We start from the raw sequence: 13,237 nt of genomic DNA, 5'->3' as shown, positions 1-13,237 counted from the left end.
GCCTCCGTCTCCAAACGCGAGTACGCAAGCGCCTTCTCCAACTCGCGCACGCGCTTGCGCAGGGCCGCGTTCTCATCCCTGTATTCCTCCTTGCTGCGTCTTGCCATGTCGTCGTATTCTTCTTCCGACGGCAAAGATAAGGTTTTCTCACCATATTTTGACTGCCATGACGACAATAACGTCGGATTACACAGGCCATACTTCTTTGCACACTTGCGCTTGCTCATGCCTGACGAGTAATAGTCACGAAGGACGCTCAATTTGAACTCCTCGCTGTACTTTGTTGGATTCTTTCGCATTGTTTTACACATTTTTTATTGTTCATAAATGTGTCAACTTTTGCCAGGACAAGACATTTTGCACATTGTTGTTTTTGTGACTTATTTTAATTATGCCAATCCGATAACAATGATTTATTATTGTCTTGAATTGGTGATGGTGGAATTTGTGGATATGGCATAATAACAGTTTGTGATAAAAAAACACGGAAAATATTTGCTGAGTCCGTGAAAATGTATTATCTTTGCACCGCAAAAAGACAAAAGGTACCTTGGCCGAGCGGTTAGGTAACGGTCTGCAAAACCGTGTAGAGCAGTTCGACTCTGCTAGGTACCTCAAAACAAAGCCTCGAAAGAATTTCTTTCGAGGCTTTATTTTCTTTTATCTTCGACGGCGTTTTATTCTTTCCTGCCGGCATTGTTTTGTTGGCTGATAAGGTATTTTTTGAAGTCTTCATATCTATTTGTCATGGGTATGGAAAGTTTCTTCCCGTTTATGAATTCTTCAAGGCGCTTTGGTATTGTGAGAGCTGTTCCGATAGCGTCTTCCACAATATCCTTGAATTTTGCGGGATGGGCCGTCTCAAGGAATATTCCATGTTCGCCATTTTGTAACCCGTCGGTCAGTGCCAGCCAAGCGCATGCGCCGTGCGGGTCAAGTATATAGTGGCTGTCTTTATAACATTTGCTTATGGCTTGGCTTATGGAGTTGTCCTGGTATGCGTTGCCGTCAATGGCTTTTATTATGTTTTCATGCGAGTTGTGGAATAGTGATAATATTCGTGCGAAATTGCTTGGATTGCCAACATCCATGGCATTGGCTATGGTTTGTATGCTTTGGCGCGGCTCGTAAGTTCCGGTGCGCAGGTAATGGTAGAATATATCGTTCGCGTTGTTGGCCGCGATAAATCTTTTGATGGGCAGCCCCATTTGCCACGCATATAACCCTGCGGTAATGTTACCGAAGTTACCGCTTGGCACGCTTATTACAAGGTTGTCGGCCATTCCGAGGCGCTTCATCTGCGCATAGGCATAGAAGTAATAGAACGACTGTGGCAGGAAGCGGGCTACGTTTATTGAATTTGCTGACGTGAGCCTCATTGTAGCGTTGAGTCCTGTATCAGAGAATGCTTTTTTGACAAGTGCCTGGCAATCGTCAAATGTTCCGTCTATTTCAAGTGCGGTTATATTGTTTCCTAATGTGGTGAATTGGCTCTCTTGTATTTTACTTACTTTATCTTTCGGATACAGCACATACACATGGATTCCGTCTATTCCAAGGAATCCGTTGGCAACGGCTGAACCGGTGTCGCCGCTGGTGGCTACGAGGACGTTTATCGTTCCTGTTTCCTGCTTTGTGAAATACGCCAGCATGCGCGCCATAAACCTTGCCCCAACATCTTTGAACGCAAGAGTTGGACCATGGTAAAGTTCGAGAGACCAGATGTTCTCGCTGACCTTTACTATTGGGCAGTCGAAAGATAGCGTGTCGTATACGATTCCTTTCAAGTCAGTTTCGGGAATGTCATCGCCGAAGAATGTTTTTGCGACTTCCAAGGCAATTTCCTGAAATGTCATGTCTTGTATGTTTTCAGTAAAGCTGTCAGGCACATTCTTGATTTGTTCAGGAACGTACAGTCCCCCGTCAGGAGCCAAGCTTCTCGTCACAGCCTCTTTTAGCGAGGCGTATGGCGCTTTACCGTTTGTACTGTAGTATTTCATGTTAAATGTTTTTTTGTTGAATGATAATTATGTGTTTGATTATATCCTTATAAATGTTTCGATGAACTCGTTTAGGTGTAGCAATCCGTAACTGCCACTGACGCAACTTACTTCGTTATATGTTTGCACTTCGTCCGGTATTATGCCTGGATACCAAATCAGGAAAGGCACGGGCTCGTTTATATGTGTCCGTATTTCCACTGGGGTAGGGTGATCTGGCAATACGGCAATGCATACCGGCATGTCGGTCCATGTGGATATTTCTTTGAATATCGGTCCAACAACCCTTTTATCAAGATTTTCGATTGTTTTTAATTTCAGGTCCAAGTCTCCGTCATGACCGGCTTCGTCACTGGCTTCGATATGCAGGAATACAAAATCGTCGGTGCGTAGCGCTTCAAGTGTAGCTTGCGTTTTTCCTTCATAATTAGTATTGGCAAGACCGGTAGCGCCTTTGACTTTTATGATTCTTAACCCTGCATAATGACCAATTCCGCGTATTAGGTCAACCGCGGAAATTACGGAACCGGATTTTACTTGTGGGTAAATTTCGCTTAATGGTTTCATTTTCGGCCTGTATCCCCCTCCCCAAGGCCATATGCTCAGGCATTCCTGTTCATTACATTGAGATTGCTTTTGGGCTAAATAGTATTGTGACTCAATGATGAGCTTATTTATTATGTCCGCTGTCTCTTGTGCAGACATTCGTCCATCTTCATCAAGTTCTTCCCATCCTTTTTCTGGTTTTACCATCAAATTGCGCCATGGCTCGTTTGGGTGGTCATGTGGAGGAGCGCATTCAATGTGTTTATTGCCATTGCGGATTATCAGAAGATGGCGATATTGGGTTCCTGTTATGAAATGTATGTTGTCATTTCCGAGGCATTTATTAAGATGTTTAATTAATACGTCGCTGTCTTCCGTAGTAAGGTGGCCGCCATGATGGTTCTTTATTAAGCCGTTTTCCAACGTTATAATGTTGCAACGTAATGCTAAGTCGTCCGGTCGCATTTCATAACCTATGCTTGCAGCTTCAAGTGGTCCACGGCCTTCATATACTTGGTTTAAGTCATAACCGAGTATTGCTGTGTTTGCAACTTCACTTCCAGGTTGAAACCCATCAGGTATAGTAGTCAGCCGTCCAGTGCGCCCTGTCCGCGCGAGCATGTCCATGTTTGGAGTATCTGCGTATTGCAACAAAGTTTTACCACCGAGTCTGGCTACAGGATGATCGGCCATGCCGTCTCCTAATATTATTATATGTTTCATCTTTCAGTACTTGTGTGATTTAATGGTAAGAGAAACCCTTGGCAAGCGGATTACCGCTTGTTGTCATAAGTTAAGTTTGGTATGTTGTATGCTTGTACAGTAGTGCCCTCGGGCTTATGATTGGTTTTCCCTTGTTTCTTTTGCTTTTTTTAAATGTTTGCGATACTCATGATGTTAGCGAAAACTCCGGCTGCCGTTACGCTTGCGCCTGCACCATATCCTTGAATGAGCATTGGATATTCCTTGTAGCGTTCGGTTGTTAACATTACTATATTGTTGGAACCTTCAAGGTTGTAGAATGGATGTCCTTTTTCAACCTCCTGGAGCGAAACACTGGTGTGTCCCATTTCCATCTTCGCAACGAAACGCCAACGTTTTCCAAAAGCTTCAAGGTTTTTTCGCCTTTCTTCAAAGTCTGCGTCCAACTGGGGCAAATTCCTCCAAAATTCTTCTAATGTTCCGTTGAAGAATTGTTCAGGTATGAATAAATGTTTCTCTACGTCGTTTATTTCTGTCTTGTATCCTGCTTCACGTGTTAATATTACAAGCTTTCGGATGACGTCAGTTCCACTTAAATCTATGCGTGGGTCTGGTTCGCTGTATCCTTGCTCTTTTGCGCGCTTGACAGCTTCAGAGAAAGGTACGCTTGCTGACAGTTCATTGAAAATGAAGTTAAGTGTGCCGCTTAGTACTGCTTCTATCTTCAGGATTTTGTCTCCCGAATTGCATAAGTCGTTGATTGTTCCTATAATGGGAAGCCCTGCTCCAACATTTGTTTCGAAACGGAACTTTACGCCTTTTGACAATGCAGTTTTTTTCAGCCTTATGTAACTCCCGTAATCGGATGAAGCGGCTATCTTGTTAGCTGCTATTACAGATATATTGTGTTCAAGAAACTCTTGATACAAGGCTGAAACATCTTTACTTGCGGTACAATCAACGAACACACTGTTAAAAATATTCATGCCGATAACTTCCTTGCGCAGATTGGATGTATCGCTTTCTTTCGAGTTTTTCAGTTGCTCGTGATAATTATCCAAGTCTATCCCGTCGCGGTTGAATATAGCATGTGTGCTGCTTGCAATGCCTACGACATTAAGTTTCAGCCTTCTGTTCAGTTTCAGTTCTTCGTATTGCAACTTGATTTGTTCAATCAGTTTATTGCCGACAGTGCCAACTCCGCAAATAAACAGGTTCAGTACGTTGTATTCCGAAAGGAAGAACGAGTCATGTATTACGTTTAATGATTTACGTAAATACATGCCGTCGATTACAAAAGATATGTTTGTCTCGGAAGCGCCCTGTGCGCATGCAATTACGCTGATGCCACTTCGTCCGAGTGTTCCGAATAATTTGCCTGCTATACCTGGTGTATGCTTCATGTTTTCTCCTACTATGGCTATGGTAGCAAGGCCGCTTTCGGCGTGCATAGGGAACATTGCACCGGTTTCAATCTCTTTGGCAAATTCATCATTCAGCACATTTACGGCCTCGTCGGCGTCAGAGTCCTTTACGGCTATAGACGTTGAATTCTCGGAAGAAGCCTGGCTTACCAGGAATACTGATATTCCATTGACGGCAAGAGCGGTGAATATACGGCGGTTAACACCGATGACTCCCACCATAGATAGGCCGGTTACGGTAATCAATGTTGTGCCGCTAATGCTTGAGATACCTTTTATTACTTTGCGGTCATTGACGATTTTATCCTTTATTACGGTGCCTGGTCCGTTAGGATTGAATGTGTTTTTTACCTTTATTGGTATGTTCTTTATGCAAACTGGATATATTGTAGGAGGGTAGATGACTTTTGCTCCGAAGTTGCAAAGCTCCATGGCCTCCTTGTAACTCAGTTCGTTGATTGTGTATGCAGTCCTTATTACTCTTGGGTCGGCCGTCATGAATCCGTCTACGTCAGTCCATATTTCCAGAACTTCGGCATTAAGGGCTGCCGCAATGATGGCGGCGGTATAGTCGCTTCCGCCACGTCCGAGGTTTGTCGTCTCGCCGGTATGTTCGTCGCGACTAATAAATCCTGGTACTACCGATATGCGTGGTAATTCTTCAAAGGCCTTTCGTACGAGACCTGACGTTAGTTCGCTGTCAAGGACATTCTTTTTGTTTTTATGTTCTGTTTGGATGAATTCTCTTGCGTCAAAGAGTTTCGCATTTTTTACCAGTGTCGCCACAATGTGCGAACTCAGCCTTTCGCCATAGCTAACAATGGCGTTCCTGGTCTTGTCGCTAAGGTCATGAATGAGATAAACACCGTAATATATGCTTTTTAATTGGTCGAAAAGCACATCAACCGAAAAGAAAAGGTTTTCCCTTTTCTTAGGATCAGTAATGATTGTGTCAATCATCTGATGATGACGGGTTACCATGGCATCGAATTCTTTTTTGTAAAGCTCGTCGCCACTTAATGCCATTTGAGCCGTCGCAAGTAACTTGTCGGTTATTCCACCGAGCGCACTGACAACAACTACTATCGGTTGACGTTTCGCCTCTTTTTCAACAATTCTCTTTAAGCACAGAATGCTTTTAACGGAACCTACGGATGTTCCTCCAAACTTTAATACTTTCATTGATTTGATTGAATTAGTTGAGAGCCCTGAGACAAACAGGGCTTGTCCTCTGTTAAAATTGCTGACAAATTTAGTAAGATTTCTCTTTATGACAATATTTTTCCGTATTAAATTGCTAATTTTGCACCAAAATACCTGATTATGTTACAAATTAAAGCTAAACACCAAGTTGTTTTTGTTCTTTTGTCGTGCTTGATTTGCATGGACGCAATGGCCCAAAAACGGGACAAGTATGAGTTTTATAAAGATTTTCCCGTCTATGCAGACAAGTTGCTTGGACAGCTTACTTATCCTTTAGCGTGGGGAAATAGCGATATAAAGGATTTTATTGAATGGAAGTCTGCCGCCCGCAGGAAAGTTTTTGAATGCATGATGACACCGCCTCCTGAGGCAAAGAGCTATGACGTTAAGGTAATTGGAGAGGAGAAACGCGAGGGGTATACGGCCCGTAAATTGGAGTTTAATCTTTCGGACTTTTACCGTGTGAGGGCTTATGTGTTGATTCCAGATGGAGAAGGACCGTTCCCTGCTGTAAACTTGTTGCATGACCACGGCGCCCATCTGTATATAGGCAAGGAGAAAATGATTCGTCCTTTTGATGATGATTCGCTTGTTTTGGATGATGCTGATAAGTGGGTTGACAATCTTTATGGAGGCCAATATTTCGGCGATTACCTTGCCAAAAACGGTTATGTAGTCTTTTCAACGGATGCGCCTATGTGGGGCGAACGCGGCAGGGCAGAGGGCGTAGACCGCAGTAAGTATGACATAATTGCCGGAAATATGATGATGTATGGACGCAATCTAAGCGCCTTTATGACTTACGATGATATTGCTTCAACAGATTTTCTTGCGACTTTGCCGGAGGTAGACCCCAAAAGGATAGGATGTGCTGGATGTTCAATGGGGGCATATCGCGCATGGATGTTATCAGCCTTGTCTGATAAGATATCGGCTTGCGCGGCTGTTTGTTGGATGATAACCACTGATGTTCAGATGACATGGAAGTACGGACGCAAAGAATCAGGTGGATTTGCTAATTGCATACCGGCGTTGCGGCAATATCTTGATTATCCGCATATAGCGAGCATAGCCTGTCCTAAGCCGACTTTGTTCATCAGCGGTACTGAAGACAAGCTGTTCAAGGTGCCGGGCGTTAAGAAGGCTTTTAAGATTATGCATGAGGTTTGGGACAGCCAGAATGCCGGAGGAAATCTTGAAACTGAGCTTTGGCCTATACCTCATTCATGTGGCATAGAGGCGCAGCAACGTGTATTGGATTTCTTTAATAAAAAGTTGAAATAAATTAAGTAATATATTAATACTCATATACTTATATATGATTAATGAATATCAGCTCCGTTTACTGCCACAACAAGCAGCAAACGAAACTACTATAAAAGAATTTGTGTCCAGGGACAAGGGACTTGATGCAAGGACTATTAATCATGTGCGAGTGTTGAAGCGTAGCATTGACGCCCGTCAACGAACGATTTACGTAAACCTGAAAGTACGTGTCTACATAAACGAGGAGCCTACGGACGACGAATATGAACATACAGAGTATCGTGATGTGTCATCGTCGCGTCAGGTAATAGTTGTTGGCGCTGGTCCTGGAGGCTTGTTTGCGTCGTTGAGGCTTATTGAGTTAGGGTTGAAGCCTGTACTTATAGAACGGGGCAAGGATGTCCGGGAAAGGAAAAAAGACCTGGCAATGATAACCAAGACACAAAAAGTTGACCCTGAAAGTAACTATTGTTTTGGTGAGGGCGGAGCTGGAGCTTACTCTGACGGCAAGCTTTATACCCGAAGCAAGAAGCGTGGCAACATCAATAAAATATTGAACGTCTTTTGCCAGCATGGGGCTTCAACTTCAATCCTTGCCGATGCCCATCCGCATATCGGAACTGACAAATTGCCGCGTGTGATAGAGAATATGCGTAGTACGATATTGCAGTGTGGCGGTGAAGTGCATTTCAGGACTAAGATGACACGTCTTTTAAGCGATGGCGACACTGTAGCAGGCATTGTGGCCGTTGACCTGAATACTGGAACCGAGCGTGAGTTTAAAGGTCCGGTTATCCTTGCTACCGGGCATTCGGCGCGTGACGTATATCGTTACTTCAGCGAGTCAGGTGTTGAGATAGAGGCTAAGGCCTTGGCTGTAGGGGTCAGGCTTGAACATCCGGCCGAGCTTATCGACAGGATACAATACCACAATAAGACAGGCCGTGGACGATATCTTCCGGCTGCCGAGTACAGTTTTGTTACTCAGGTTGACGGTCGTGGTGTATATTCTTTTTGTATGTGTCCGGGCGGGTTCGTGATACCTGCCGCTACAGGGCCGTCGCAGATAGTCGTCAACGGTATGAGTCCGAGTAACCGTGGTTCTCGTTGGTCAAACAGCGGAATGGTGGTTGAGGTACATCCTGAGGATGTTTGCGGTGAAGGTAACGACCCTCTGTGCATGCTGCGTTTCCAGGAAGAAATCGAGCGCACATGTTGGCAACAGGGTAACATGCGGCAGACTGCCCCGGCACAGCGTATGGTCGACTTTACGCGTTCGCGTTTGAGCTATGACTTGCCGAAGAGTTCTTATGCGCCGGGGCTTATATCCAGTCCGCTGCATTTCTGGTTGCCGCCGCAAGTCGGTAAGCGTCTGCAACAGGCTTTCGCTGTATTCGGCAGGACAAGCCATGGTTTCCTTACCAATGAAGCCGTGTTAATTGCTGCAGAGACGAGGACGTCCTCACCGGTGAGGATATTAAGGGATTCGGTATCTTTGCAGCATGTACGCCTGCATGGACTGTTCCCATGTGGTGAAGGAGCGGGATACGCTGGAGGTATAGTATCCGCCGGAATAGACGGAGAACGGTGTGCGGACGCTGTAAAGGAGTATCTAACAGCCTCGATGGAATGATGGTTGCAGTCGTTGCTATGCCGTTAATGTGCATGCGACAGTACCATTCAACAATTATTTGATATTCAGCGTTTTATGAAAGGCCGTCTTTGGTAATGCCAAAGACGGCCTTTAGTGTTCTTGTTGACGGCCTTTGGCATTGCTAAAGGTGGCCTTTCGTTGAAACACGCGTATTATTTGTATGTAATGTATTTGCGCTTTCAAATAAAAATTATACCTTTGCTATCAGAAATAATGCGTACACCGTTATGCGGCACAGTGTCGCTTGTGCTTGCAGCATGGTGTTCGTAAAACTTAAAAAACATATATGTATGAAGACTTATAAAATCCAGACCAATGCTTCGGGAACGAGAAGCATAACGATAAATGAGGAACATCTCAATACGATAAGGAAATATTCGTTGTTCGAGAATCTTGTTGACAGTAACGGAATAATAGACGAACAGGTGCTTGATAAGCTGAAGCTGAACGTAAGGTCAATGTTGGAAATGGGAACCGATACGGACAAGGAACTGCTTGACTTGTGCCTTGACGTGATTTACAACAATAACATGAAGGCTTTTGGCCTAAACCAGCTTGTGCGCTTTTATGATAAATGGAACACCGAGACCAAGGATTGCGAGGCGTGAATAGCAGGGATATACAAGGACCTGGAGTAGTGACCGGGCAATCTGCGCGTGTCGGAGCGGGTAGGGATGGCATGCAGCCGTTATCGAAAACGGCATGGATTCCTACGACAAAGAAGGAGGTTGAGTTAAGGGGATGGACCGAGCTTGACGTGATATTGTTTTCTGGCGATGCGTATGTAGACCATCCGTCGTTCGGCGTGGCCGTGATAGCGAGGACCCTCGAGGCAATGGGGCTTCGTGTAGCGATAGTGCCTCAGCCGGATTGGCACGGTGATTTCAGGGATTTCAAGAAGCTTGGCCGTCCACGCTTGTTTTTCGGCATAGCTCCGGGATGTATGGACTCGATGGTCAATAAGTATACCGCCAACCGCCGTTTGCGTTCGGAGGATGCCTATAGTCCGGATGGCCGCCATGATTGCAGGCCCGAATATCCTACTATTGTATATAGCCGGATATTGAAGAATCTGTTTCCTGGTGTACCCGTTGTGCTTGGTGGAATCGAAGCATCGTTGCGCAGGTTGACCCATTATGATTATTGGAAGGAGGAGTTAAAGAAATGTATCTTGTGCGATTCGGGCGCTGACATGATAATTTATGGCATGGGCGAGAAGCCTGTTGCGGCCCTTTGCCATGAATTGATGGTCGGTAAGGATATCCGCGAGATACGTGACATACCACAAACCGTGTATCTTTCTGCTGAAGAGGATATACCTGGCGGGGTTATGCCGGACGACATAATGCTGCATTCGCACGAAGAATGCCTGCGCGACAAAAAGGCGCAGGCCGAGAATTTCAGGCATATTGAGGAAGAGTCGAACATGCTGCATGCACACCGGATATTACAGGAGGTCGACGGAGTGTATGCGGTTGTAAATCCTCCGTATCCTCCCATGACGACAGAGGAAATTGATGCGGTATACGACTTGCCGTACACCCGATTGCCACACCCTAAATATAAGGGAAAGCGCATACCTGCTTATGAAATGATAAAACACTCGGTTAATATACATCGTGGATGTTTTGGTGGGTGCGCTTTCTGTACTATAAGTGCCCATCAAGGAAAGTTTATTACGTCAAGAAGCAAGGACAGCATTTTGAAGGAAGTCAGGAACATAATAAAAATGCCTGACTTCAAGGGGTATATCAGCGACCTTGGGGGGCCGTCGGCAAACATGTACGGTATGTCAGGACGTGATAAATCTATTTGCGGAAAGTGCAGACGTCCGTCGTGCATACATCCAGGTATATGCCCGAACCTCAATACCGACCACGGCAAATTGCTTGATGTGTATAGGGCTGTAGACGCTTTGCCGGGAATAAAGAAAAGCTTTATAGGCAGTGGCGTACGCTATGACTTGCTGTTGTACAAGAGCAAGGACGAGAAGTGTAACAAGGCTGCAAAGGAATATATACGCGAACTGATATGCCGTCATGTGAGTGGACGCCTAAAAGTGGCTCCAGAGCACACTTCGGACAATGTTCTTAAACTGATGCGTAAGCCCTCGTTCTCCCAGTTTGAGGAGTTCAAGAAAATATTTGACGCGATAAATTCCCGGGAAAATCTCAGGCAGCAGATCATACCTTACTTTATAAGCAGCCATCCGGGATGTACAGAAGAGGATATGGCTGAACTTGCCGTGATAACTAAAGGACTGGATTTCCACCTCGAACAGGTACAGGATTTTACGCCAACCCCAATGACAGTAAGTACTGAGACATGGTATACCGGATATGACCCTTATACCTTGAAACCTGTATATTCGGCCAAGACTCAGCGTGAGAAACTTGCTCAACGACAGTTTTTTTTCTGGTACAAGCCGGAGGAGCGCCGTAACATTGAGCGTGAGTTGAGGCGTATCGGTCGGCCAGACTTACTCAACCGTTTGTATTCAGGCGGCAATACTCACAAAAAAGCATCTGTATACAATGAAGATAATAGAGAAGGCCATCGTAGGAAAGAAAAGTCAGGAGGCATGCGAAGACGGTCTGGCAATAAACGATAGCTTTGTCGCCGTGATTGACGGGAGTACAAGCAAGACAGCTGTTGAAATCAGTCCCGGAATGTCGAATGGCAGGTATTGTATGGAGCTGATAAGGTGGTATATCGGCATAATGCCGGCTGACATCAGTGTGGATGATTTCTGTGCTAATGTAACCGCTGTAGTCCGTAACGAATATATGGCGCATGCGCTGAGTCTGGATTATCTCGAAAGACATCCGGTAGAACGGCTTACCGCCAGCGCCGTGGTATATTCATGTTGCCATAAGCAGGTGTGGATGGTCGGCGATTGCCAGTGTATTGTTGGAGGAACATACTATGACAATCCCAAACCGCAGGAGGCTGTGCTTGCGGATAAGCGTGCAGGATACCTTAAAGCGGCCATGAAAGGTGGACTCAAGGTTGGGGATGTATGTACGTATGACCCCGGACGTAGGTTTATAATGCACGACTTGAAGGAATGTTGCATGCACCAAAATATAGACTATCCTGTCATTGATGGATTTGAAATACCGACCTCTAAGGTGAAAGTAATCAACGTCAATGATGATTGCGGCGAGATAATACTGGCAAGTGACGGTTATCCATTCCTTAAGCCGACATTGGAGGATAGTGAAATGGCTTTATCCAGGCAGTTGGCTGACGACCCATTGTGCATAGGAACGTTCAAGGCAACCAAGGGGCTTATGGACGGTAATGCTTCTTTTGATGATAGGTGTTATGTAAGGTTTACCGTATGACGATTGTCTTGAACCAGTCCTTTAGCACGCCTGCATATTGATTTTGCGAGTCGCTGACCAATATCAGTACAGTGCTGCCGTCCTTTAATTTCGGGCCGACGCACATCCCTTCATAATTGGCTATTGAATTCTTGAAAAGTTGCAGTTTTGTCTTGAATGAATGGATAAGTCTTTTCGGTAATATTTTCGTTTGCTGGTTAATCTCCCCGTCAAGAGGAATTTCGTATTCTTTTGACGGTGTTATTTCGTACAGTTTGCATTGTACGAAGGCGCCGAGTTTAGTTTTGGGGACGAAGAATTCGCGCTCGAGTATGAGCAGTCGGCCATTGTCCAAGGTTGCTACTTCGCTTACCCCCATTGCATACTGACTTGATTTTGAATGTGCCTCGGGTTTATCCATTTTGTATGCGTATTGTGCCATCGGACGTAAATCGTCGCCGAATGATTGCAGCCTCAATATGTTGGCGGCGCCGTTGTTAGACGTGGCTTGTGGTCCGTCGCCGTGCAGTGTGCTTTCGTTAATGGTCCATAACAGTCGGGACTGTCTGTCATAGGCCAATGACTCGAAACCGTAGTTACCCATGCCACTTTTGTATATTGCGGGTATCTCGAGCGTTTTTCCGTTAGTGTTTCCAGTTGAATCATATTCGGCTATTGTTGCGTCAGACTCACGGCTTATGAAGAATGTCGAAGATTCCGGTATATATGCTATTCCTTCGCAGTCGCCGCCACGGCATGAGTCTCCCCTGAATGACTCGAGGCTGGCGTCGTTTATCTCGCCGGATATCGAGTCTATGTTTATCGAAAAGACATAGAAACCGTTATTCTCGGATTTGTCGGATACAATAGCGTACCTATTTTTCTCTATGTGCGTTATTCCGCTGTAGTTGCCTGGCGGCACCGTCTTTGGGAAGGCGTGTTGTCCGCATTCCCTTATGAATTCCGTCTGCGCCGTTGACGTTGTCGCCATAATCATGAATAGGATAAAGATTGTTTGTCTCATGCTGTGCGGTAATGTGGTTGTATATAGTGCTGGGTGGGATGCAAGTTGTCTGTAAAAGGCAAAGGGATTATACCTTTGTGTCGGTATAATCC

General features: G+C 45.2%; 10 protein-coding genes and 1 tRNA gene. 6 read left to right on the top strand and 5 right to left on the bottom strand.

Annotation, left to right across the window (positions count from 1 at the left end):
* The coding region (locus H6A34_RS03900; RefSeq protein ID WP_205102961.1) for a transposase at positions 1–299 on the bottom strand (299 nt) is incomplete at its 3' end.
* 245 nt (positions 300–544) lie between these two features.
* Here H6A34_RS03900 and H6A34_RS03895 point away from each other — a divergent pair.
* Positions 545–615 (top strand) — tRNA-Cys (locus tag H6A34_RS03895).
* Between the two features lie 62 nt (positions 616–677).
* Here the strand turns inward: H6A34_RS03895 and thrC are convergent.
* The 3 genes from thrC to thrA all read right to left on the bottom strand — a co-directional run bounded on the left by thrC (position 678) and on the right by thrA (position 5,854).
* Positions 678–2,000 carry a threonine synthase gene (gene thrC / locus H6A34_RS03890; RefSeq protein ID WP_205103583.1) on the bottom strand — a complete coding sequence of 441 codons (1,323 nt, stop codon included), beginning with the start codon at positions 1,998–2,000 and terminating at the stop codon, positions 678–680.
* 39 nt (positions 2,001–2,039) lie between these two features.
* Complete coding sequence (locus H6A34_RS03885) at positions 2,040–3,269, bottom strand: cofactor-independent phosphoglycerate mutase (RefSeq protein WP_205103580.1); 1,230 nt, start codon at positions 3,267–3,269, stop codon at positions 2,040–2,042.
* A gap of 149 nt (positions 3,270–3,418) precedes the next feature.
* Positions 3,419–5,854, bottom strand: a complete 2,436-nt coding sequence (gene thrA / locus H6A34_RS03880; RefSeq protein WP_205103578.1) for a bifunctional aspartate kinase/homoserine dehydrogenase I — start codon at positions 5,852–5,854, stop codon at positions 3,419–3,421.
* A 141-nt stretch (positions 5,855–5,995) separates the two neighbouring features.
* Here thrA and H6A34_RS03875 point away from each other — a divergent pair, with 141 nt between their 5' ends.
* The 5 genes from H6A34_RS03875 (at position 5,996) to H6A34_RS03855 (ending at position 12,142) form a co-directional block, all read left to right on the top strand.
* The gene (locus H6A34_RS03875) at positions 5,996–7,159 is read left to right on the top strand and encodes an alpha/beta hydrolase family protein (protein ID WP_205103576.1); all 1,164 of its coding nucleotides are present in this window, start codon (positions 5,996–5,998) and stop codon (positions 7,157–7,159) included.
* A gap of 34 nt (positions 7,160–7,193) precedes the next feature.
* Complete coding sequence (locus tag H6A34_RS03870; protein ID WP_205103574.1) at positions 7,194–8,774, top strand: NAD(P)/FAD-dependent oxidoreductase; 1,581 nt, start codon at positions 7,194–7,196, stop codon at positions 8,772–8,774.
* A 311-nt stretch (positions 8,775–9,085) separates the two neighbouring features.
* Positions 9,086–9,403 (top strand): hypothetical protein, encoded by a 318-nt coding sequence (locus H6A34_RS03865; protein ID WP_021948869.1) that lies wholly within the window; start codon positions 9,086–9,088, stop codon positions 9,401–9,403.
* A gap of 71 nt (positions 9,404–9,474) precedes the next feature.
* The gene (locus H6A34_RS03860; protein ID WP_205103589.1) at positions 9,475–11,406 is read left to right on the top strand and encodes a YgiQ family radical SAM protein; all 1,932 of its coding nucleotides are present in this window, start codon (positions 9,475–9,477) and stop codon (positions 11,404–11,406) included.
* A complete protein-coding gene (locus tag H6A34_RS03855) occupies positions 11,330–12,142 on the top strand; it encodes a hypothetical protein (RefSeq protein WP_205103572.1) in 813 nt (270 codons plus the stop codon). The genes H6A34_RS03860 and H6A34_RS03855 overlap by 77 nt, the downstream gene beginning before the upstream one ends.
* On the opposite strand, the gene H6A34_RS03850 is transcribed toward H6A34_RS03855, so the two are convergent.
* Positions 12,132–13,145, bottom strand: a complete 1,014-nt coding sequence (locus H6A34_RS03850; RefSeq protein ID WP_239480745.1) for an esterase-like activity of phytase family protein — start codon at positions 13,143–13,145, stop codon at positions 12,132–12,134. The two genes, H6A34_RS03855 and H6A34_RS03850, sit on opposite strands and share 11 nt — an antisense overlap.
* Positions 13,146–13,237: the final 92 nt, after the last annotated feature.

It is taken from the genome of Marseilla massiliensis, assembly GCF_016899855.1.
In the GTDB taxonomy this organism is placed as follows: domain Bacteria; phylum Bacteroidota; class Bacteroidia; order Bacteroidales; family Bacteroidaceae; genus Prevotella.
This window is presented reverse-complemented; position numbering and strand designations above follow the sequence as displayed.

Excerpts from the sequence above, each read along its gene's own strand:
- thrC (WP_205103583.1), bottom strand. The coding sequence starts at position 2,000 with ATGAAATACTACAGTACAAACGGTAAAGCGCCATACGCCTCGCTAAAA.
- H6A34_RS03885 (WP_205103580.1), bottom strand. The coding sequence starts at position 3,269 with ATGAAACATATAATAATATTAGGAGACGGCATGGCCGATCATCCTGTA.
- thrA (WP_205103578.1), bottom strand. The coding sequence starts at position 5,854 with ATGAAAGTATTAAAGTTTGGAGGAACATCCGTAGGTTCCGTTAAAAGC.
- H6A34_RS03875 (WP_205103576.1), top strand. The coding sequence starts at position 5,996 with ATGTTACAAATTAAAGCTAAACACCAAGTTGTTTTTGTTCTTTTGTCG.
- H6A34_RS03870 (WP_205103574.1), top strand. The coding sequence starts at position 7,194 with ATGATTAATGAATATCAGCTCCGTTTACTGCCACAACAAGCAGCAAAC.
- H6A34_RS03865 (WP_021948869.1), top strand. The coding sequence starts at position 9,086 with ATGAAGACTTATAAAATCCAGACCAATGCTTCGGGAACGAGAAGCATA.
- H6A34_RS03860 (WP_205103589.1), top strand. The coding sequence starts at position 9,475 with ATGCAGCCGTTATCGAAAACGGCATGGATTCCTACGACAAAGAAGGAG.
- H6A34_RS03855 (WP_205103572.1), top strand. The coding sequence starts at position 11,330 with ATGAAGATAATAGAGAAGGCCATCGTAGGAAAGAAAAGTCAGGAGGCA.
- H6A34_RS03850 (WP_239480745.1), bottom strand. The coding sequence starts at position 13,145 with ATGAGACAAACAATCTTTATCCTATTCATGATTATGGCGACAACGTCA.